This is a genomic window from Microbacterium sp. AR7-10 (assembly GCF_001878835.1).
Lineage (GTDB): Bacteria > Actinomycetota > Actinomycetes > Actinomycetales > Microbacteriaceae > Microbacterium > Microbacterium commune.
Genome location: NZ_MJIR01000039.1, coordinates 1 through 21678, shown reverse-complemented (window position 1 = coordinate 21678; position 21678 = coordinate 1). Strand labels below are relative to the sequence as shown.

At 69.8% G+C, this 21678-nt stretch carries 19 protein-coding genes; 6 read left to right on the top strand and 13 right to left on the bottom strand.

The window, feature by feature from the left end:
- Position 1 precedes the first annotated feature (1 nt).
- Positions 2–1180 (bottom strand): glycosyltransferase, encoded by a 1179-nt coding sequence (locus tag BFN01_RS04290; RefSeq protein WP_256221023.1) that lies wholly within the window; start codon positions 1178–1180, stop codon positions 2–4.
- Positions 1181–1274: 94 nt separating this feature from the next.
- Here BFN01_RS04290 and BFN01_RS04285 point away from each other — a divergent pair, with 94 nt between their 5' ends.
- Positions 1275–1859, top strand: coding sequence for a hypothetical protein (locus BFN01_RS04285; RefSeq protein ID WP_071641953.1), 585 nt, complete (start codon positions 1275–1277; stop codon positions 1857–1859).
- Positions 1860–1929: 70 nt separating this feature from the next.
- Here the strand turns inward: BFN01_RS04285 and BFN01_RS04280 are convergent, their stop codons facing one another.
- From BFN01_RS04280 to BFN01_RS04245, 8 genes are all read right to left on the bottom strand, one after another.
- Positions 1930–3561: a fucose isomerase gene (locus BFN01_RS04280; RefSeq protein ID WP_225211055.1), complete on the bottom strand. Its 1632-nt coding sequence runs from the start codon at positions 3559–3561 to the stop codon at positions 1930–1932.
- A gap of 25 nt (positions 3562–3586) precedes the next feature.
- Entirely contained in the window at positions 3587–5074 is a 1488-nt protein-coding gene (locus tag BFN01_RS04275; protein WP_071641949.1) for an FGGY-family carbohydrate kinase, read from the bottom strand.
- 123 nt (positions 5075–5197) lie between these two features.
- Positions 5198–6175, bottom strand: coding sequence for a LacI family DNA-binding transcriptional regulator (locus BFN01_RS04270; RefSeq protein WP_071641947.1), 978 nt, complete (start codon positions 6173–6175; stop codon positions 5198–5200).
- 62 nt (positions 6176–6237) lie between these two features.
- Complete coding sequence (locus BFN01_RS04265; RefSeq protein ID WP_071641945.1) at positions 6238–7107, bottom strand: dihydrodipicolinate synthase family protein; 870 nt, start codon at positions 7105–7107, stop codon at positions 6238–6240.
- A complete protein-coding gene (locus BFN01_RS04260) occupies positions 7104–8732 on the bottom strand; it encodes a tripartite tricarboxylate transporter permease (RefSeq protein WP_071641943.1) in 1629 nt (542 codons plus the stop codon). Before BFN01_RS04260 ends, BFN01_RS04265 begins: the two co-directional genes overlap by 4 nt.
- The gene (locus BFN01_RS04255; protein ID WP_071641941.1) at positions 8729–9271 is read right to left on the bottom strand and encodes a tripartite tricarboxylate transporter TctB family protein; all 543 of its coding nucleotides are present in this window, start codon (positions 9269–9271) and stop codon (positions 8729–8731) included. The genes BFN01_RS04260 and BFN01_RS04255 overlap by 4 nt, the downstream gene beginning before the upstream one ends.
- A gap of 58 nt (positions 9272–9329) precedes the next feature.
- Positions 9330–10295, bottom strand: coding sequence for a tripartite tricarboxylate transporter substrate binding protein (locus BFN01_RS04250; protein ID WP_071641939.1), 966 nt, complete (start codon positions 10293–10295; stop codon positions 9330–9332).
- 129 nt (positions 10296–10424) lie between these two features.
- Positions 10425–11090, bottom strand: coding sequence for a GntR family transcriptional regulator (locus BFN01_RS04245; RefSeq protein ID WP_071641937.1), 666 nt, complete (start codon positions 11088–11090; stop codon positions 10425–10427).
- 243 nt (positions 11091–11333) lie between these two features.
- Between BFN01_RS04245 and mgtE the strand changes: the two genes are divergently transcribed.
- Both mgtE and BFN01_RS04235 read left to right on the top strand, forming a co-directional pair.
- Positions 11334–12689, top strand: coding sequence for a magnesium transporter (gene mgtE / locus BFN01_RS04240; RefSeq protein WP_071641936.1), 1356 nt, complete (start codon positions 11334–11336; stop codon positions 12687–12689).
- 40 nt (positions 12690–12729) lie between these two features.
- Positions 12730–14316, top strand: a complete 1587-nt coding sequence (locus BFN01_RS04235) for a cation:proton antiporter family protein (protein WP_071641935.1) — start codon at positions 12730–12732, stop codon at positions 14314–14316.
- A gap of 112 nt (positions 14317–14428) precedes the next feature.
- Here BFN01_RS04235 and BFN01_RS04230 read toward each other — a convergent pair whose 3' ends face one another.
- From BFN01_RS04230 to dnaK, 4 genes are read right to left on the bottom strand one after another with little or no spacing between them, the layout of a single operon-like run.
- On the bottom strand, positions 14429–14890 hold the full coding sequence (locus BFN01_RS04230) for a heat shock protein transcriptional repressor HspR (RefSeq protein WP_071641934.1): 462 nt from the start codon (positions 14888–14890) through the stop codon (positions 14429–14431).
- Positions 14891–14892: 2 nt separating this feature from the next.
- Positions 14893–15876 carry a DnaJ C-terminal domain-containing protein gene (locus BFN01_RS04225; protein WP_071641933.1) on the bottom strand — a complete coding sequence of 328 codons (984 nt, stop codon included), beginning with the start codon at positions 15874–15876 and terminating at the stop codon, positions 14893–14895.
- Positions 15877–15889: 13 nt separating this feature from the next.
- Positions 15890–16555 carry a nucleotide exchange factor GrpE gene (locus tag BFN01_RS04220; protein WP_071641928.1) on the bottom strand — a complete coding sequence of 222 codons (666 nt, stop codon included), beginning with the start codon at positions 16553–16555 and terminating at the stop codon, positions 15890–15892.
- A 2-nt stretch (positions 16556–16557) separates the two neighbouring features.
- Positions 16558–18417, bottom strand: coding sequence for a molecular chaperone DnaK (gene dnaK, locus BFN01_RS04215; protein ID WP_071641916.1), 1860 nt, complete (start codon positions 18415–18417; stop codon positions 16558–16560).
- Between the two features lie 203 nt (positions 18418–18620).
- Here dnaK and BFN01_RS04210 point away from each other — a divergent pair, with 203 nt between their 5' ends.
- From BFN01_RS04210 to BFN01_RS04200, 3 genes are all read left to right on the top strand, one after another.
- Positions 18621–19307: a sirohydrochlorin chelatase gene (locus BFN01_RS04210; protein ID WP_071641908.1), complete on the top strand. Its 687-nt coding sequence runs from the start codon at positions 18621–18623 to the stop codon at positions 19305–19307.
- 255 nt (positions 19308–19562) lie between these two features.
- Positions 19563–21281: a nitrite/sulfite reductase gene (locus tag BFN01_RS04205; RefSeq protein WP_071641903.1), complete on the top strand. Its 1719-nt coding sequence runs from the start codon at positions 19563–19565 to the stop codon at positions 21279–21281.
- Positions 21278–21678: phosphoadenosine phosphosulfate reductase family protein (locus tag BFN01_RS04200; protein WP_256221022.1), on the top strand; the 401-nt coding region annotated here is incomplete at its 3' end. The genes BFN01_RS04205 and BFN01_RS04200, both read left to right, overlap by 4 nt.

Here is a 21678-nt window from a genome sequence, read left to right as displayed (position 1 = left end):
CTCAGGCGGGCAGCGGCTCGTCGCGGTAGAGCGCCTCGAAGGTGTCGAGCGTGCGATTGATGTCGTGCACGGCCACGCCGTCGAGCGAGGCGCGCTGCATCCGCTCGTACTCCGCCGGCGACGCGGTCAGCACCTGCGTCAGCTTGGCGGCGAGGTCGTCGACATCGCCCGGCTCGAAGAGGTGGCCGTTCTCGCCGTCGTGCACGAGGTGCGGCAGCGCGACGGCGTTCGCTCCGACGATCGGCAGGGCGGATGCCATGGCCTCCATCGTCACGATCGACTGCAGCTCGGCGATCGACGCGATCGCGAACACCGATGAGCGCGAGTACAGCTCGCGCAGCTGCTCGTCGGTCACCCGGCCGTGGAAGGTCACCCGATCCTCGATGCCCAGCTGGACGGTGAGGGCCTCCAGAGCCTTGCGCTGATCACCGCCGCCGGCGATGTCGAAGTGCACGTCGAGGGCCGGATCGAGGGCCGCGACCGCGCGCAGCACGACGTCGACCTGCTTCTCGCCCGTGAGGCGTCCGACGAACAGGATGCGGTTGCGCTCCCGCGGGGCGATCACGGGGTCGTAGTTGCGTCGGTCGATCCCGCAGCTGATCGGCACGACGCCCCGGATGTCGATCGTGCGCTCGAGGAAGTCGGCCGCCCGGCGCGTGGGCGTGGTCACCGCGCGCGTCATCTCGAAGGTGCGCTTGGCGTCGGCCCACGCGAACTTCAGCACGACGTCGTCGATGAACTTCGGGAACGTGGTGTGATCGAGGATGTTCTCGGCCATCACATGATTCGTCGCGACGACGGGGATGCCCCGCTGATGGGCGATGCGGGTGAGTCCGCGTCCGATGATGATGTGCGACTGGATGTGCACGATGTCGGGCTGCACCTCGTCGAGCACCGTGCGCGCCCAGTGCTTCGAGCGCCACGGCCAGACGAAGCGCACCCAGTCGTGCGGCAGCCAGCGCAGGGCCGGCAGGCGGTGCATCGTCATGGGCTCGCCCTCGATCACCTCGGTGTGCGCGGGCGAGCGACGGTACGCGGTGTTCGGCGCGACGACGTGCACGTCGTGGCCGCGCTGCACGAGGCCGGCGGCGAGGCGCTCGGCGAAGCGCGCGGCTCCGTTGATGTCGGGCGCGAACGTGTCGCAGCCGATGAGGATCTTCAGGGGGCGTCCGGAGGTCACGGGAAGTCTGCTGCCTATCTCTAGCTCTGGGCGCCCGTCACTCTACCCGAGGGCACTGTGCCATCCGGGGAGGCGGGCCGCGTAGCGTGGGGTCATGCGCCTGATCTCCTCCGCCGACCGCGCCCTGTGGATCCCCGTCACCGGCTCGCTGGGATTCCGCGGCCGCCGCCATCGCAAGGCCGCCATCCGGATGCTGATGGCGCAGGCGGGCACGGGACTGGGGCGCGAGACGCTGCCCGGCGCCCGTCTCGGCAGCTGGCTGGCGAGCCAGGCGATCCCCTTCGCCATGCGCAAGGCCGATGGCCGCGTGCTCGCGTGGACGTGGAAGGCCGAACCCGAGCTGGTGGTCGCGATGGCGACCGTGCAGCAGCTCACCCCGCAGCTGCGCACCGCGCGCGCCATGATGCCCATGGAGTACGACGACACCGAGGACTTCCGCACCGCGCTCGGCCAGGGCGAGAAGCTGCTGATGCCGTTTCCGGCGAAGCCAGGCGCGCCCGCGTCGGCGACGTACACGTGGGACACCGGCTCCCACCTCGTCACCCTGACGGCGGTGTGCAGCGACCGCGAGCGCTTCGGCACTCTCGAGGCCGCGCTGGACGACCTCGCCCGCAGCATCCGGATCGCGGGCGACATCACCGGCGGCGACGCCGACGTGCTTCGTCTGCCGCCCGCATGAGTCCGAGACTCTCCTCGGAGGCAGCCGGCGACGCCCCCTGTGGAGGGCGCCGCCTGCCCGGGGCCCAGACTCAGATACGAACGTCGCCGACGAGGTTGACCTTGATGCCGATGCCGTCGAGCATCGCGGCCTTCGCGATCAGCGCCTTGTCGGCCGTCTCGGCGTCGGGTGCGTAGACGAGCTGCGCGTGGTTGGCCTTGTGCCTGGCCATGAACTGGTCGCGACTCTGCCCGTGCAGCACGACGTGCGCGATCGGCCACTCGGGGTTCGTCGCATCCTTGCGGCGCTGCGTCTCGGCATCCGGCAGCTCGATGACCGAGGCGCGGAAGATGTCGGCCTGCAGGATGCCGTCGGCGATGAACACCCGGCTGAGCACCACCTCGCCGGGCTTGGAGACGCCGTTGATCGTCGCCCCGCCGGCGGGGAAGAACACGTGACCCTGACGCCATCCCTCGGCCTGGTCCCAGCCGCCGAGGTGCGATGCGGGCACCGAGCCCGAGATCTCGTACGCCCACACGAAGTCGCCGTCGTAATCGTCGCCCCAGCGCACGTCGTGCAGGGTGTTGTCGGGCACCAGACCCATCGCGCGCCACACCCGGTCGGTGATCAGCGCGTCGACCGCGACCCCCTCGTCGGCCTCGTTGAAGTGCGGGAACGCACGCCCCTCGTGCAGCACGCGCGAGCCGTCGCGGCTGGTGACGGGAGGACGCTCGGTGGAGTTCAGGATGCCCTCGGCGAGGTCGGAGGCCGGAACCAGGTCCTTCAGCCCCTGCTGGTACTGGATGCCGACGGCGTCGAGCCCGAAGTCGTCGGCGATCCGCAGTGCGGCGATGTACATCTTGAGCTGCCACTGCACCTGCTCGCGGGTGAGCTCGGTGGCGGCGTCCTGACCGAAGTGGAAGGTCATGCCGTGCTCGACGAGCCAGTCGAACGCCGCGTCGGCCTCGGCGTCCTTCACCTGCAGCATCTCGGCGTACAGGGCCGACTGCGACAGACGCTCCTTGTAGATGCCGGTGGCGTTGAGCAGCTCGTCGTCGAAGATCGCGTTGTACATGCCCATGCAGCCCTCGTCGAACACGCCGATGATGGCCTTGTCCGCGAGCAGCTGCGCGGCGAGCGCCTCGCCGAGCTGCCTCTCGGGGCTCTCGGGCAGTGCCGGCAGCGGACGCACGTGCGACGCGTCGTGCGTGATCGCGCCGGTCTCGGTCCACTCCCGGATGCCCGCGGTGAACCAGTCGTCGGTGAAGTCGACCGACCACGTGGTCGCGTACGGCTTGCCCATCTTCGTCAGGCCGGCGTTGAGACCGAGCAGTCCCACCAGGCCAGGCCAGTCACCGGCGAAGTTGGCGACGGTGAGGATCGGCCCCTGGTGGGTGCGGAGCCCTGCGAGAACGTGGTGGGAGTACTGCCAGTTGGCGATCGCGACGATCAGCGGGGCGTCGACGGGGATGCCCTTGAACACCTCCAAGCCCATGCGCTGGCTGGAGATGAAGCCGTGACCGGTGGCCGGGTCGACGTCGAAGGCGCGGATGACCGTCCAGCCCAGGCCGTCGAACACGCGGGTCACCCCCTCCTCGAGGGCGACCTGGGTGGGCCAGCCGCCGACGTTGGCGGACTCGCGCAGGTCGCCTGAGGTGATCAGGTACGCGGTCTTCGGCGCGGACCGAGGACGCTCGACGGGGGCGGGGAGGGTGTAGCTCATGATGTTCTCCGATGCGTGGATGGGGTCAGGCGCCGCGTTGCACGGCGGCGAGTTCGTGGACGACCTGCTTCGAGCCCTCGTAGAGGCGCACGTAGCGGTCGAAGAGGGCGTCGTAGAGATCGCGCAGCACGGGATCCGGGGTGATCCGCTCGGCGATCGGGTTCCAGTCGCCGATCGCCGGCTGGGCGCCGGGAGCGCCCACCGCGTCGGCGGCGAGGAAGGCCGCGCCGTAGCTGGCGCCGATGGTGGTGGCCGGCACCTCCTGCACGAGACCGGTGACGTCCGAGACGATCTGCAGCCAGAGCCGGCCCTGAGTGCCGCCTCCGACGGCGACGATGCGGCGGATGTCCGCCCCGGCGGCGCGCATCGTCTCGACGTTGTGGCGCACGCCGAGGGCGGTGGCCTCGAGTGCCGCGCGGTAGAGGTCGCCCCGGGTGTGCTCGAGGGTGAGCCCGGCGATCACCCCGCGCGCGTGGGGGTCCTGGATCGGTGTGCGCTCACCGGCGAAGTACGGCAGCATCAGCAGGCCGCGGGCGCCGGGTCCCGATGCCTCGGCCTCGGCGAGGAGCTGCGGGTAGTCGGCATCCGTGAGGTCCTTGAGCCAGGCCGTGAGCGCGCCCGAGGTCGACAGCCCGCCGGCCAGGTTGCGGGTGCCGGCGAAGGCTCCGGCCGTGGTCCACATCGACGGGGTGCGCAGAGTCTGCGCACCCGTGGCGATGAGGAACATCGTCGTGCCGTACATGAGCATGAGATCGCCGCTCTCGTGCGCGCCGACGCTGACCGCCTCGGTCCAGGCGTCGATGGTTCCGGTGATGACCGGTGTTCCGGCCGGGATGCCGGTCGCCGCGGCAGCTTCGGCGGTGACCTCGCCGGCGACGTCACCGGCCCAGGTGAGACGGGGCGGCTCGAGGCGCTCGGCGTAGCGCTGCCACCACGGCGCGTGCCAGCGCTCGTTCTCGATGTCATACAGCGGCGAGGTCTGGCTGGCGGACTGGTGATCGAGCACGTACGCGCCGGTCAGCCGGTGGGCCAGCCACGACGCCGGCATGAACAGGCGCGTCGCGCGCGCCCAGGCCTCGGGCTCCTCCTCGGCGACCCACGCGATCTTCGCGCCGGCGGCCTGAGAGGTGAGCACCGAGCCTCCGACGCGGGTGATCTCCTCGACTCCGAGCTCCGCGGTCATCCGCGCGATCTGCGCAGTGGAGCGGGTGTCGACGCCGTACAGGATCGCGGGGCGCACCGGCAGGTCGTCGGCGTCGGTCAGCAGCACGCACGGACCCATGCCGCTGACGCCGACGGCGACGATCTCGGTATCCGGCACGGTGGCGATCAGCTCCTGCGCGATGCTAAGGAACTCGTCCCACCAGATGTCGGCGTCCATCTCCACCCACCCAGGGCGGGGCCGGTCCACCGTGTGCGCCCGCGTCGTCGACGCGAGGATCGTGCCGTCCTCGGCGACGAGGACGCCCTTGGTGCTCGACGTTCCCACGTCGACTCCAAGCGTGCCGCGCATGGCATCCTCCTCGATCGCTGGGTTCGTCGCTCAGTCTATGCGAAATCGATTTCATGTAACAGATCACGAGTCGTCTGCCGCCGTTCACGGGGGCGGTCCGCAGTTCGCGGGGCGGTCCGGCGATCAGGGGGCGGGCTCAGCCGACAGCAGCTCGCCGCCCAGCACCACCGTGCGCGCCTGCTGGCGGTCACCGCCGATCCGCGCGAGCAGCATCCGCGCGGCCGTGACGCCCATCTCCCTGGCGGGCAGGCGCACGACGCTCACCACCGAGGGCGAGAGCGTCGTGAAGGGCAGCGATCCGATCACCGCGACGCCCAGGCGCGGCGGGGTCAGCCCGTGCTCGGTGAGCACCTGGATCGCACCGACGCCGATGAGGTTGTTGCCGGCGACCACGGCATCCGGCGGCTCGGGCAGCCGAAGCAGCTCCTCCATCGCCGCGCGCCCACCGTCGACGCGGAACGTCGAGAACCGCAGCAGCTCGTCCGGCCCCGCCCGCCCCGCGTCGCGGTGCGCCTGGCGCCACCCCTGTGCACGCTCGGCGGCGGTCTCGATGTTCTCGGGTCCGCCGATGTAGGCGACCCGGTCGTGCAGCTGCAGCATGTGAGCGGTGGCGATCCGGCCCGCCTCGCGGTTCGCCATCATCACCCCGTCGATCTCGCGCCCGGTGCGGCGATCGACCGCGACGACGGGACGTCCGGTCGCGAGCACCTCGTCGATGTCAGGGTCATCCGACGCCGCGGCGAGGATCACTCCCGACATGTTCTCGGCCATCGCGATGCGCAGGTAGGTCGACTCCTTCTCGGTCTGGGAGTCGGAGTTGCACAGCACGACCGAGTACCCGGCCGTGCTGGCCACGTCCTCCACGCCGCGCGCCATCTCGGTGAAGTACGGGTTCTCGATGTCGGGGATGATCAGGGCGATGACCTCGGAGCTCTGCCGACGCAGCGTGCGGGCGGCCCGGTTCGGCGTGAACCTCAGCTCGGCGGCGGCTCGGCGCACGGCCTCCGTCTTCTGCGGCGACACGCTCGTGCCGTTGAAGACGCGCGAGACGGTCGCCGGCGAGACGCCGGCGAGCCGCGCGACGTCGTAGATCGTGGCCACGTCTCCCCCTACGGCTGGATACGCACACCCTACCGCGTGGCTGAAACCGATTGCAGTCTGCGTCAGGCGTGCGCGCCCACGACTCGGGCGACCGCGGCCCTGGCCGCGGCGTCCGGCTCGTCCAGCGCCATCCGGCAATGCGCATCGGCGACCCCGAGCACCCGGTAGCCCTCTTTCATGCGCGCCATGTCGCCGCCGATCCAGGAGACGACCTCGTCGACAGCGGCCTGCGCCGCGGTGATGGCTGCGGGGTCCCCCGCGCGGCCGGCGTCGGCGAGCGCGCGGAACGGCTTGGGCGTCACCGACGACACCCCTGACACGACCCCCTGCGCGCCGGCCTCGACGGCGGCGATGAGATCGCGGTCGGCGCCGGTGTAGAGCTCGAATCCGTCCGGCACCACGGCGCGGTAGGCGGCCAGCTCGTCGAGCGAGAGCTCACTGACCTTGGCCCCGACGACGTTGGGCAGCTGCGCCAGGCGCACCAGCAGGTCCGGAGAGACGGGGTTGCCGCTGCGCGCAGGGTAGATATAGACATACAGGCGGCCGTCGCCGACGGCATCCGACACCTGACGGAAGTACTCCACGACGGCGTCGTCCGACGCGCGCAGGTAGTACGGCGTCAGGGCGGCGAACTCGGTCGCGCCGCGGGAGCGGGCGATGCCCACCAGCCGCACGGCCTCGAACGCGCTCGGTCGGCCGACGTGCACGACCACCCGCATCCGCCCCGCGAGCTCGGCCAGCGCGGCGTCGACCAGAGCGGTGAACTCCTCGACGTCGACCGCCGGGAACTCCCCCGTCGTGCCGAGCACGAAGGCGCCCTCGTTGCCCGACCCGGCCACGTAACGGAAGATGGCCCGCGACCCCTCGAGGTCGAGCGATCCGTCGCGGTGGAACGCGGTGGGGATCGCGGTGAGGATGTCGTAGCGGGTCACTTCTTCTCCTTGGAGTTCTTCTTCTTGGTGATGCTTCGCACGGTCGAGGTCAGCAGCCCCGGATCGGCCGAGAGCTCCTCGCGAGCGTGACTGATCTGCTGCACGCTCTCGGTGTCGAGCACCGAGTCCGCGAATGCGGCGCGCTGCGTGCGGGGCTTGCGGGCCGCCCTGATCGCCGGCATGACGATCGACAGCACGGCCAGCGCGAGCAGGGCGATCGCGATGGGGCTCACCACCTCGAAGAACGGCTTGGTGGGCAGGATCGCGAGCGTGCGGGCGAGGTTCTCCTCGGCGAGCGGACCGAGCAGCAGGCCGAGCACCACCGGCCCCGCGGGCACCTGCATGCGCTTGAGCAGCACTCCCACGACGCCGAACACGAGCATGGTGACGACGGTCGACAGGCTGTTCGAGGTGGCGTACGTGCCGATGACGCAGAACAGCAGGATGCCGCTCCACAGGTACGGCTGCGGCACATCCAGCAGCTTGACCATGCCCCGCATGCGCACGAGGCTGAGCGCGAGCGAGAGCAGCGTGGCGATCAGCATGATGCCGACGATCGAGACGACGAGGTCGGGACGGTTGGTGAACAGTGTCGGGCCGGGCGTGATGCCCCAGATGATCATCGAGCCGATCATCACGGCCATCACGGAGTCGCCCGGGATGCCGAGCGCCATCGTGGTCGTGAGCGATCCGCCGAGCGTCGCGCTGGAGGCGGTGTCGGATGCCGCGACGCCCTCGATCGAGCCCTTGCCGAACATCTCGGGATGCTTCGAGGCCTTGCGCGCCCGCTCCCATCCGATGAGGCCCGCGATGTCGCCACCGGCGGCCGGGATGAGCCCGACGCCGAGCCCCACGGCGCCGCCGACCGCGGTCGCCCGGCCGGACTGCGCGAGCTCCGACCGGTTGGGCCACCAGCGGCCGAGGCTCGAGATCGGTCGCACATGCGACTTGCGGTGCGTGAGCAGCTGGTCGAACAGCTCCGCGATGCCGAAGAGGCCGATGATCACGGCGATGAAGTTGACACCCTCGACGAGCTCGAGCACGCCGAAGGTGAAGCGCTGGTCGGCGGTGGCGGCGTAGGTGCCGACGGTGCCCAGCATGAGTCCGAACAGACCGGCGAGGATGCCCTTGAGCATCGACTTCGAGGAGATGCCGATCATGATCGCGATGCCGAACACCACGAGCGCGAACAGCTCGGGCGATCTGAAGTAGTCGCGGGCGAAGCTCGCGACGGGCACGGCCGCCACCGAGAAGAGCACGAGGGAGGCGAGGATGCCGACCGCCGAGACGATGGCCGAGATGGTGAGGGCCAGACCCGCCCGGCCCTGCTTGGCCATCGGGTACCCGTCGAGCGTGGTCGCGATGGATGCCGGGGTGCCGGGCGTGTTGATGAGGATGGACGGCACCCGGTCGCCGAAGTTGGCGGCGACGTAGATGGTCAGCAGCACCGCCAGGCCCTGCACGGGCTCGAGCGTCATCGTGAACCCGGCAGCTAGGGCGACGGCCATCGTCGCGGTGATGCCGGGGAATGCGCCGACCATGAAGCCGAGCACGAGGCCGACGCCGATGTACAGCACCATCGAGATGTCCAGCAGGGAGCTCACTCCCTCGACGAAGAAGTTCACAGCGGGATCCTCAGGAGCATGCCGAACACGACGTAGACGAACGCCGTGACCGTGACGGAGTAGATGATCAGGCTCACGGGGCGGCGGTGGCCGTAGGCGAGCATGAGGGCGGCCATGAGCAGGCCGGCCGCGATCGGGAACACCTCGACTCGGTAGCCGAAGAGCACCACCGCGCTCAGCGACCATGCGGCGATGAACGCGCCCACGATCGCGAGGGTGAGGATCACCCGGCGCACACCGCCGGGCTGGATGCGCTCGACGTCCTCGCGGGTCGGCGCCGGCCGGGTGAGCGCGATGACGAGCAGGAGGACGGCGACGGCGACGGCGCACGTCCCGAGCACCGTGGGCCAGAACCGGGCATCGATCTGACCGGCGGCCGCCGCCCGGCGCAGCGGCGTCTGCAGCGCGAGGGCGAGGTAGCCGGCGGCGACGGCCAGGGCGACCCCGGCGAACAGCACCTCGATACGGCGCGACGGCGCCGCGCCCTGGTACTCGTCCGCTGCGGTGGCGTCCGCTGCGGGGGTGTCGGTACTCGACATCAGTGCATCCTCTCGAGGGCGCAGGGACCGGGTCGATGACCCGGCCCCTGGGTGCCGCTCAGCCCAGCAGGTCCTTGAACAGGTCGAACTGGTCGTTCACGAACGAGGTCCACTCCGCCGAGTCGCGGTAGACGACGAGGTTGCCGGCGTCCTTCTGGAACTTCTGGTACTCCTCGGAGTCGACGGCCTTCTTGACCGCGTCCTCGAGGGTCTTCTTGACGTCGTCCGGCAGGCCCTTCGGAGCGTAGATGCCGCCCCAGCCGCCGAACTCGACGTCTTCGCCGATCGCCTCGGCGACGGTGGGAACGTCCTCAGCGTCGGGGTGGCGCTCGTCGTTCATGACCGCGAGGATCTTCACGGCGTCACCCTGCGCAAGCGCTTCGCCGAGGCCGGAGACCGCAGCGACGGTCTCGCCCGAGGCGGCGGCACCGACGGCGGTCGCGCCGCCGTCATACGGCACCGGCGAGAAGTCGGCGTTGGCGGCCTTGCCGAGTCCGAGGGTCGCAGCCTCCCAGATCGAGCCGGCACCCGAGTTGGCGACCGTCACCGCGCCCGCCTGAGCCTTCTCGACGAGCGCCTCGAGCGAGTCGATGCCGCTGTCGGCGCCGACCGTGACGACACCGGGCGCCAGCATGATCTGCCCGAGCAGGTCGTACTCCTCGGGCAGCACGGCAGCACCCTGGGTGGTGTTGAGCATCGCGATCTCGACGGGCGCGAAGCCGATCACGTAGCCGTCGGCCTTCTGATTGCCGACGTACTCCATGGCCAGGGCTCCGGCGGCGCCGGGCATGTTCTCGGGGATGACGCTGACGTCGAGGATCTTCTCGAGCTCGGTCGCCAGGGCGCGCGAGGACAGATCGGAGCCGCCGCCCGGGTTGGCCTGGATGATCAGGCGGATGTCCTTCTCGGGGAAGGCCGATTCGGCACCTCCTTCATCGACCTTGGTGCAGCCGGACAGGACGAGCGCGGTTGCGGCGACGGCGGCGATGGCTGCGGCCGCTCGGGACATGCGGATGCGGGGCATCTTTGCTCCTCGGTGCTGGTCGACCGTGTTGTCGACGTGGCGACAGTAGCATCGTTGACTGTTAACAGTCAACATCATGCGCGGTCAGCACACGCCGATCAATCGCCGACCGTTCAGCAGGCGGGCCGATCAGCCGTTCTGCTGGGTCAGCTCGCTGAGCATCCGATCCCGCGCCCCGTCGAGATGCGCCGTCAGCACGTCAGCGGCGCGGTCGGCGTCGCCGCTGCGCATCACGTCCATCAGCGTGACGTGGTCGGCAGCGGAATCGTGCAGGTCGTCGTCGTGATTGATCGTCACCTCGAGCAGGGCCGTGAAGGTCGGCAGGTACTGCCGCCAGGCCCCCTCCAGCCGGGGATGATCGGCGAGCGCGTAGATCTGCGAGTGGAAGTCGAGGTCGGCCTCCACGAACGCGGCGTGATCGGCGGCATCCGCGGCGTCGGCCATCCGGTGCACCGCGTCGGCCATCCCCCGCCACCGCGCGTCGTCCTCGACGCGGATCGCCCTCGACAGCGCGAGCTGCTCGAGCGCGCCGCGCAGGCTGTACAGCTGATCGACGTCGTCGTGACTCAGGCCGACGACGAACACGCCGCGCGGACGCTGGATGCGCACGAGCTTCTCGAAGCTGAGCTGCGTGAGCGCATCGCGCACAGGGCCGCGGCTCACCGCGAACTCCTCGGCGAGCGCCTCTTCGGTGATCCGCTCCCCGGGCGCGAGCACACCGCGCACGATGCGCTGCCGCAGCAGGTTGGCGATCTGCGTACCCAGCGATTCACCTCGATTGACGGTGTCCGGCACAGTGACCCCCCCTTGTCGACTGTTGACAGGTTACATCGTGCCGGGCACCGGGTACGATCGGTGGGTACGTCTCCCCGAGCACCAGGAAGCGAGGTGGTTCACCATGTCGAGTGACAGTCATAGTCGCAGACACGTCACCCCCTCCGCTTCCGCACCGCTCGGCTGAGCGGCGGCGTCTGCTGCGACGCACGCCCCGCGTTCTCCGCGACGCGCTCCGTGCGGTGCCTTCACCCAAGGCTCGCCATGACCCCGTTCCAGCTCCAGTCCGTCTCCGAGGCCGCCGACGACATCCGCCGTCTCATCTCGGAGCAGGATCTCGCCGGTGCATCCGCCCGGCTGACGCCGCTGTCCGTGCCCGAGGTCGTCGAGCTCGTCGATCGACTCAGCATCGAGGATGCGGCCATCGTCTACCGACTGCTCGCGAAGGCGCGGGCACTCGACGTGTTCGAAGCCCTCTCCCCCGGCACCCGGGGCGACCTGGTCGGTGCCCTGCGCCGCGCCGAGGTGACCTCGCTGTTCGCCGAGATCGACCCCGACGACCGGGTCTGGCTGCTCGACGAGCTGCCGGCGTCCGTCGCCCCGCAGCTGCTGCGCGGCCTCACCAGGCAGGAACGCGACCTGACCGCGGGGATGCTCGGCTATCCGCACCACTCAGTCGGCCGGCGCATGAGCCCGGAGTTCGTCACCACGCACCCGCAGCTCACCGTGCGCGAGACGTTCGCGCGCATCCGGGCTGCGCTGGACAGCGCCGAGACCGTCTACACGCTGCCGGTGACCGACGCGCGACGGGTGGTCGGGATCGTGAGCCTGCGGGATCTGATGTCGGCAGACGAGGAAGCCCTCATCGTCGACGTCATGAGCGACCCGCACGTCGCCGAGGTGACGGAGGACGCGGAGGTCGTCGCACGCCGCACCACCGACTACGGACTGCTTGCCCTGCCCGTGGTGGACGGCGAGCAACGGCTCGTCGGCATCCTCACGATCGACGACGCGGCGCGCATCCTGAAGCAGGAGGAGAGCGAGGATGCCGCACGCCAGGGTGGCGTCGAGCCGCTGCGCCGGTCGTATCTGTCGACGCCGATCCGCCGTCTGGTGCGCTCGCGGGTGGTCTGGCTGCTGGTGCTCGCCGTCGGCGCGACACTGACCGTGCAGGTGCTCGACGCGTTCGAGGCGACGCTCTCGCAGATGACGGTGCTCGCGCTGTTCGTGCCCCTCCTGATCGGCACCGGCGGCAACACCGGCAATCAGGCGGCGACCACGGTGACCCGCTCGCTGGCCCTGGGCGAGATCGTGCCGCGAGATGTGCGCAAGGTGCTCTCCCGCGAGATCAGGGTGGGGCTGTGCCTGGGGCTGCTGCTGGGCACGCTCGGATTCGCGATCGCCGGGCTGGTGTACGAGTGGCACATCGGCCTGGTGGTGGGTCTGACCCTCGTCGCGGTGTGCACGGTGGCCGCGTCGATCGGCGGGATCATGCCGCTCGCCGCTCGGGCCATCAAGGTCGACCCGGCGGTGTTCTCGAACCCGTTCATCACGACGTTCGTCGACGCGACGGGCCTGATCATCTACTTCCTGATCGCGAGGGCTGTGCTCGGCATCTGAGCGCTACTCTCGGGATCGGAGCGACGGCGAAGGAGTGAGCATGGAGCAGATCGTCCTGACCCTCCTCGCCGCGGCTGTGCTCGGCACAGTGGCGCACCTGCTGCGCATCCCGCCCCTGGTCGGCTTCCTCGCGGCCGGCTTCCTGCTCGGTGGGCTCGGCGTGCAGCCGTTCACCGGCCTGGAGGTGCTCGCCGACATCGGCGTGATGCTGCTGCTGTTCACCATCGGACTCAAGTTCGAGCTGCGCTCGCTGCTGCGCCCGGAGACCTACGGCACCGCCACGATCCACCTGGTCATGCTCTCGGCGATCGGGATGGGCACGGTGGGGCTTCTGGCGACGCTGACGCTCGGCTCGCTCGACGGCGGCGGGTGGCGAGAGGCGGCGGTGATCGGCTTCGCGCTGTCGTTCTCCTCCACCGTGCTGTGCGTCAAGGTTCTCGAGGAGCGCTCCGACGACGGATCCTTCTACGGGCAGACGGCGATCGCCGTGCTGGTGATCCAGGACCTCGTCGCCGTGGCTTTCGTCACGGCTACCGCCGAGACGCCGCCGAGTCCGTGGGCGCTCGTGCTCGTGCTGCTCGTGCCGGCATCGTGGCTGCTGCGCCGGGTTCTCGATCGCGTCGGCCACGGCGAGCTGCTCGTGCTCTTCGGCGCCGCTGCGGCCCTCGGACCCGGATACCTCGCGTTCAGCGCCGTAGGTCTCGAGGGCGACCTCGGAGCCCTGATCGTGGGACTGCTGCTGTCATCTCACCGCCGCGCCATCGAGCTGTCCAAGTCGCTGTTCGGGGTGAAGGAGCTCTTCCTCGTCGGCTTCTTCCTCCTGATCGGCATGAGTTCGAGTCCGACCTGGCTGGACGTGCTCATCGCCCTCATCCTGTGCGCGGTGCTGCTTCCTCTCACGTTCGTGGGCTTCGTCCTCTTGGGCAGACTGTTCGGCCTGCGCAATCGCACGACGATCCGGATGAGCCTCGTGCTGAGCAACTTCTCGGAGTTCTCGATCATCGTCACGGCGGTGGGCGTCGCCGGCGGGCTCGTGTCGGAGCAGTGGATGACGGTCGTAGCGGTCGCCGTGCCGCTGAGCATGGTCATCTCGTCGATCACGAACACCCAGGGTCTCGATCTCACCACCCGACTCACCGCCCGCCTGCCCGAGCAGGATGTGCGTCGACTGCGCCCGGCGGATCGACCCATCGACACCAGCGACGCGGATGTGGTCGTGCTCGGGATGGGTCGCGTCGGGCGAGCCGCATACACGCATCTCGCCGAAGCCGGCGGTCTGCGTCCGCTCGGCGTCGACAACGACCACCTCGTGGTGCAGCGGCTCGAGGAGGACGGCTTCGACGTCGTCGAAGGAGATGCGACCGATCACGAGTTCTGGACGCGCATGGTCGCCGGCGGGTTCGTCCGCACAGTGGTGCTCGCCATGCCGATCCACAACTCGAACATGTTCGCGCTCGCGCAGCTTCGCGCCGCGGGCTTCGACGGCCGGGTGTCGGCCGTCGCGCAGCATCCGGATCAGCTCGAGCATCTCTCCCGCGAAGGGGTCGGCGCCGTGGTGAACGTCTACGCGGGTGCAGGCGCGACGCTGGCAGAAGCCACGCTGGCGCTGCCGCTCGACGACGCCTGAGGAGACGCTACTGCCGCCCGGCGGGTCGGGTGGGCCCATATGGTCACCTCGCGCGAGGGATGCCGCCATATGGGACCAGCCGACAGGCGCGCCGCCCGCCCGGGTGGCGTAGTCAGCGCCGGGAGTCGGACGCGGCGGCTTCGCCTGTGCGGTCCGCGACGGCGGCGTGGCGCGGATGCCACAGCACGACCTCGGTCGACCGGCGGATGCGCCGCCCGGACGGCAGGGTGACGACCTGCCCGGATGCCCCGGCGGCGAACACGCGCACACCGGGGCGGTTCTCGCGCTCGGCGCGCAGGGCGCCCTCGAGCTCGTTCACACGGCGACGCAGCATCCGCACCTCGTCCTCCAGATCGAGCAGCCGGGCGATGGCCGGCAGGCTCATCCCCTCGCTCGAGAGCTGGGCGACCTCGCGGAGCTGCTCGATGTCGCGCATCGAGTAGCGCCGCGAGCCGCCGCGGGTGCGGCCGGGCACCACCAGGCCGATGCGGTCGTACTGCCGCAGGGTCTGGGGGTGCATTCCGGCCAGCTCCGCGGCGACCGCGATCGCGAAGACGGGCGAATCGGCATCCATGATCAGGCCTTCGCCCTCGCCATCATCTCGGCCCGCGGGTTCTCCTTCGGACCGAGCTCCTGGAAGCGCTGCAGAGCCTCCTTGGCGGCGTCATCGAGGTGCGAGGGCACGGCGATCTGCAGCTCGGCGAGCAGGTCACCGGCGCCCTTCGCCGTCGTCACACCGCGCCCCTTGACCCGCAGCACGCGCCCGGAGGGCGTGCCGGGGGCGACCCGCAGCTTCACCGTCTCGCCGCCGAGGGTGGGCACCTCGATGGTCGCGCCGAGGGTCGCCTCGGCGAACGTCACCGGCACCGTGAGGCGCAGGTTGAGTCCGTCGCGGGTGAACACCGGATGCGGGCGCACCTTCACCTGCACGACGATGTCGCCGGCCTCGCCGCCGTCGGGCGACGGTCGCCCTCGGCCGCGCAGACGGATCTTCTGTCCGTCCTTCACGCCTGCGGGCACCTTCACCTTGAACGGCTTGCCGTCGCCGGCCTGCAGGGTGATGGTGTCGCCCTGCACCGCCGTGGCGAAGTCGAGGGTCGTCGTGGCGGTGAGGTCGGCGCCCTTCTGCGGGCCGCCGAAGCCGCGGTACCCGCCGGTGGGCTGGCCGAAGCGGCCGGACCCGAACGAGCCGCCGCCCTGCGAGAACATCGAGAAGATGTCCTCGAAGTCGGCCTGGCTCGCGCGTCCGCCCTGCCCGAACCGGCTGAAGACGTCGTCGAAGCCGCCTGTCCCGCCCGCTCCGGGCGCGGTGAAGCGCGCACCCGAGCCCATGGCGCGGATCTCGTCGTACTCGCGACGCTGCTCGGCGTCGCTGAGCACGCTGTACGCCTCGCTGATCTCCTTGAACTTCGCCTCGGCCGCGGCATCACCCTGATTCGAATCGGGGTGGTACGTGCGGGCCAGCTTGCGATACGTCTTCTTGAGATCGGCGTCCGAGACGTCCTTCGAGACGCCCAGCGTCTTGTAGAAGTCCTTGTCGAACCAGTCCTGGCTAGCCATCGATCACCTGTTCCTACTCGGCGGGAACAGCGACGACGACCTTCGCCGGCCGCAGCTCGACGTCACCGAGACGGTAGCCGACCTCGACGACCTCGAGGATCGTGGAGGTGGTCGCACCGGGGGTCGGCTGCTGGAAGATCGCCTCGTGCTGCTGCGGGTCGAACTCGTCGCCCGCCGCGCCGTAGGCGACGACGCCGAGGCGCTCGACCACGGCACGCAGCTTGCCGGCGATCACGGCGAACGCGGAGCCCTCGACGAGGTCACCGTGCTGCTGAGCCCGGTCGAGGTCGTCGAGCACGGGCAGCAGGCCCTTCGCGGCCTCGCCCTTGGCGCGGTCGACCTCGACGTGGCGCTGCTCCTCGGTGCGGCGGCGATAGTTGGCGTACTCCGCGGTCAGACGCTTGAGGTCGACGAGCAGCGCGTGCTCGGCGTCGGCGATGCCCGCGTCGGAGCCGTCTTCGGATGCCGCCTCGTCGATCTGCTCGGCGTTCAGGATGTCGTCGACGGTGAGGTCGTCGTCGGATCCCTCGGCCGCAGCGGCCTCGGCGGAGTCAGGGTTCTGGGGAGCGTCGCTGTTCTGGGGAACGTCGTGGTTCTGCGACGCGGGGCCGGATGCCTGAGCATCCGACCCCTCGCCGGGAACCTCGGCGCTGTTGTCGTCGAAGTTCTTGTCCGTCATGATTACTTCTTCTCGTCCTCGTCGTCCACGACCTCGGCGTCGACGACATCCTCATCGGAGGAGGCGTCGGCCGGAGCCTCGTCATCTGCGGGGGCGCCGGCGGCGGCATCCGCCTGGGACTGGGCGTAGATCGCCTCGCCCAGCTTCGTCTGCGACTCGTTCAGCTTGTCGAACGCCGTCTTCACGGCGTCGTCGTCCTCGCCGGCGAGAGCCGTCTTGAGCGCGTCGACATCGCCCTGAACCGAGGTCTTGACGTCCTCGGGGAGCTTGTCCTCGTTCTCCTTGATGAGCTTCTCGATCGAGTAGGAGAGGGTCTCGGCCTGGTTGCGGACCTCGGCGGCCTCACGGCGCTTCTTGTCTTCGGAGGCGTGCTCCTCGGCCTCGCGCACCATGCGGTCGATGTCCTCCTTCGACAGCGACGAACCGCCGGTGATCGTCATCGACTGCTCCTTGCCGGTGCCCTTGTCCTTGGCGGACACGTGCACGATGCCGTTGGCGTCGATGTCGAAGGTGACCTCGATCTGCGGGATGCCGCGGGGGGCAGGGGCGATGCCGGTGAGCTCGAAGGTGCCGAGCGGCTTGTTGTCGCGGGTGAACTCGCGCTCGCCCTGGAATACCTGGATCGCGACCGACGGCTGGTTGTCGTCGGCGGTGGTGAAGGTCTCGCTGCGCTTGGTCGGGATCGCGGTGTTGCGGTCGATGAGCTTGGTCATCATGCCGCCCTTGGTCTCGATTCCGAGGCTCAGCGGGGTGACGTCGATGAGCAGCACGTCCTTGCGCTCACCCTTGAGGACACCGGCCTGGAGCGCCGCGCCGACGGCGACGACCTCGTCGGGGTTGACACCCTTGTTGGCGTCCTTGCCGGTCTCGCGCTTGACGAGCTCGGCGACCGCGGGCATGCGGGTCGACCCACCCACGAGCACGATGTGGTCGATGTCGGACACCTTGATGTTCGCCTCGCGGATGACGTCCTCGAAGGGCTTCTTGGTGCGGTCGAGGAGATCCTTGGTGAGATCCTCGAACTTCGCGCGGGTGAGGCTCTCGCTCAGCGAGACCGGGCCCGAGTCGGTCAGTGACAGGTACGGCAGGTTGATCGAGGCGCTCGTCGACGACGAGAGCTCCTTCTTGGCCTGCTCGGCGGCCTCCTTGAGGCGCTGCAGGGCGATCTTGTCGCTCGAGACGTCGACGCCGGTGGTCTCCTTGAACTGCTTGATCAGGTAGTCCACGACGCGCTGGTCCCAGTCGTCGCCGCCGAGGCGGTTGTCACCGGCGGTCGAGCGCACCTGGATGGTCGAGAAGTCGTCGTCCTTGCCCACCTCGAGCAGCGAGACGTCGAAGGTTCCGCCACCGAGGTCGAAGACCAGGATGAGCTCGTCCTCCTTGCCCTTGTCGAGGCCGTAGGCGAGCGCGGCCGCGGTGGGCTCGTTGATGATGCGCAGCACGTTGAGGCCCGCGATCTCACCGGCCTCCTTGGTGGCCTGACGCTCGGCGTCGTTGAAGTAGGCGGGAACGGTGATGACGGCGTCGGTCACGGTGTCGCCCAGGTACGACTCCGCGTCGCGCTTGAGCTTCTGCAGGATGCGCGCCGAGATCTCCTGCGGCGTCCACTTCTTGCCGTCGACGTCGAACGACCAGTCGGTGCCCATGTGGCGCTTGACCGACGCGATCGTGCGGTCGACGTTGGTGACGGCCTGGCGCTTGGCGGTCTCGCCTACCAGCACCTCGCCATCCTTGGTGAACGCGACCACCGACGGGGTGGTGCGGAAGCCCTCGGCGTTGGCGATGACCTTGGGCTCGCCACCCTCGAGGACGCTGACGACGGAGTTGGTGGTTCCGAGGTCGATACCGACAGCACGTGCCATGTGTTTCTCCTTTGTATTGGTGAAAGTCTGCGGACGGCTCAGATGTCGAACCTGAGTCGTGATGACTCAAGTGTAAACCCGCAGTCCGATGCTGTCAAAAGGAAGTTGACACGACTCGACTCAGGTTTACGTGGAAGACGCGGCATTTCGCTCTTTGACGCCGCGCGCGACGCATCCCGACCGCCCGCTCTAGAGTCACCCGCATGACCCGTCCCACCCTGCTCGCCGTCTCGCACGGCACGGACGACCCCGACGGGGCGCGTTCGATCGCCGCTCTCGTCGCACGCGTGGCCGAGCGCCTGCCCGACGTCGACGTGCGCGCGGCCTTCGTCGACGTGCAACAGCCCGATGCGGCGAGCGCGCTGGCGGCGATCGACGGGCCGGTGGTGATCGTGCCGCTGCTGCTCTCGCAGGGCTTCCACGTGCATCACGATCTGCACGGGATCGCCGTGCACAGGGCGGACGCCGTCGTCACCGACGCGCTGGGGCCCGATGCTCTGCTCGCGGAGGTCCTCGCGATGCGGCTCGCCGGCATCGCCCGCCCGGAATCCCCGCTCGTGCTCGCCGTCGCGGGGTCGCGCGACGAGCGCTCGGTCGCCGACGCCGAGGGGATGGCCGCGCTGCTGGGCGCCCGCACGGGCCGCCGTGTGGATCTCGCGTACCTCGCCGCCCGGCATCCGGATCTGCCGACGGCGCTGAGCGCCGCCCCGGATGCCGTCGTCGCGACCTACCTGCTCGGACGCGGGTTCTTCTTCGATCTCGCGGTGCGGAAGGCGGGCGCACACCCGATCACGCCGCCGCTGCTCGACGATCTGCAGTCTGATCAGGGCATCCCGGACGCGCTCGTCGATCTCGTCATCCAGCGCTACGAGACAGCTCCCCCGGCCTGACCCGGCGGAGGCAGGCGAACACGCAAGCGCAGGACGGCCCTGCCCGATGCGGACCGACCTCCGGCGGATCGCCTGCGCTCGCGCGATCCCGCGCACGCGACAGCACACTCGAGCCGATCACGCCACCCCTCTGGCGTCATGTTTCGCGTCACATGACGCTGTGTTTCGCTCCTGGTCTTTCCGTGTCATGGAAGGTTTCCGCCTCGGATCGCAGTCCGTACGTTGATCCCCAGCCATTCATCCGAGGGGGGCTCGATGTCGATCCAGCAGCCGACGACCATCCGCGGTGCGCGCACCCGCACCAGTCGCACGCCGACCAAGCCGCACGGCCAGTGGGCCGTCGACGGACGCGAGCCGCTGAACGCGAACGAGGAGATCAAGCTCGCCGACGACGGACTCAACGTGCGCGAGCGCATCGAGACGATCTACGCCCAGGGCGGGTTCGCGAGCATCGATCCGTCCGACCTGCACGGGCGTTTCCGCTGGTGGGGGCTGTACACCCAGCGCAAGCCCGGCATCGACGGGGGCCGCACCGCTCAGCTCGAGCCGCACGAACTCGAAGACGAATACTTCATGATGCGGGTGCGCATCGACGGCGGACAGCTCACCACCCAGCAGCTGCGCGTGATCGGCGAGATCTCGACGGAGTTCGGCCGCGACATCGCCGACATCACCGACCGGCAGAACGTGCAGCTGCACTGGGTGCGCATCGAGGACGTGCCCGAGATCTGGCGTCGCCTCGAAGCGGTCGGGCTGAACACCACCGAGGCCTGCGGCGACGTGCCGCGCACCTTCCTCGCCTCGGCCGTGGCCGGCATCGCCGAGGACGAGCTCATCGATCCGACACCGCAGCTGCGCGAGATCGTCGACCGCTACCTCGGCGACCCGAGCTTCTCGAACCTGCCGCGCAAGTACAAGACGGCGATCACCGGGCATCCGAGTCAGGACGTCGTGCACGAGATCAACGACTGCTCGTTCGTCGCCGTCGAGCACCCGGATCTCGGTGTCGGCTACGACCTGTGGGTCGGCGGCGCCCTCGCCGCGGTGCCCCGCCTCGGCGAGCGGCTCGGCACCTTCGTGCCGCCGGAGCGGGTGGCCGAGGTGTGGCACGGCGTCACCAGCATCTTCCGCGACTACGGCTACCGCCGGCTGCGCAACAAGGCGCGGATGAAGTTCCTGCTCGCCGACTGGGGCACCGCGAAGATGCGCGACGTGCTCGAGAGCGAGTACCTGGCCTCCCCACTGCCCGACGGTCCGGCCCCCGCCGAGCCGGTCGGCGCACCCGACCACGTCGGCGTGCACCGGCAGAAGGACGGCCGGTTCTACATCGGCGCCGCGACCACGGTCGGCCGTCTCTCCGGCACAACTCTGACGCGTCTCGCCGACCTCGCCGAGGCGAACGGATCGCAGCGCGTGCGCCCGACGGTCTTCCAGAAGATCCTCGTGCTCGATGTGCCGGAGGACCGCGTGCCGCACGTCGTCGCCGGGCTCGACGAGCTCGGTCTGCCATCGCGCCCGAGCCTGTTCCGCCGCGGAACGATCGCCTGCACGGGCATCGAATTCTGCAAGCTCGCGATCGTCGAGACGAAGGCGAACGCCGCGCAGGCGATCGACCAGCTGGAGCAGCGCCTGGCCGAGCTTGAACCCGAGATCGGCCAGACCATCACGCTGCACGTGAACGGGTGCCCCAACTCGTGCGCGCGCATCCAGACGGCCGACATCGGGCTGAAGGGCCAGCTCGTCATGATCGACGGCCAGCAGGTTCCCGGCTATCAGGTGCATCTCGGGGGTGGCCTGGCCACCGAGGGGCGCGCCGAGGCAGGCCTCGGGCGCACCGTGCGCGGGCTGAAGGTTCCGGCCGACGGCATCGCCGACTACGCGGAGCGGGTGATCCGCCGCTACCTCGCCGACCGGTCCGAGGGCGAGAGCTTCGCCACGTGGGCGCACCGCGCCGACGACGAGGCGCTGCAGTGAGCACCGCACGACGAGGGTCGCTGAGCCTGCCGCAGGGGCGCCGCCCTGCGTCCGAGCTGCGCGCGCTCGCCGAGCGCGGCAACGCCGAGCTGCGCAGCCGACAGCCTGACGAGGCGAGCCCTGCCGAGGTGATCGCGTGGGTCGCGGCCAACATCGCCGTCTCGCAGGTCGCCGTCGCGTGCTCGATGGCGGACGCCGCCCTCCCCCACCTCGTCTCGCAGAGCCTGCCCGGGGTCGACGTGCTGTTCCTCGACACCGGCTACCACTTCCTCGAGACCAGGTTCACGCGGGACGAGGTCGCGTCGCGCCTCGACGTGACCGTCGTCGACGTGAAACCCGCGCAGAGCGTGCGGGAGCAGGATGCCGAGTTCGGCACCGACCTGTTCGCCCGCGACCC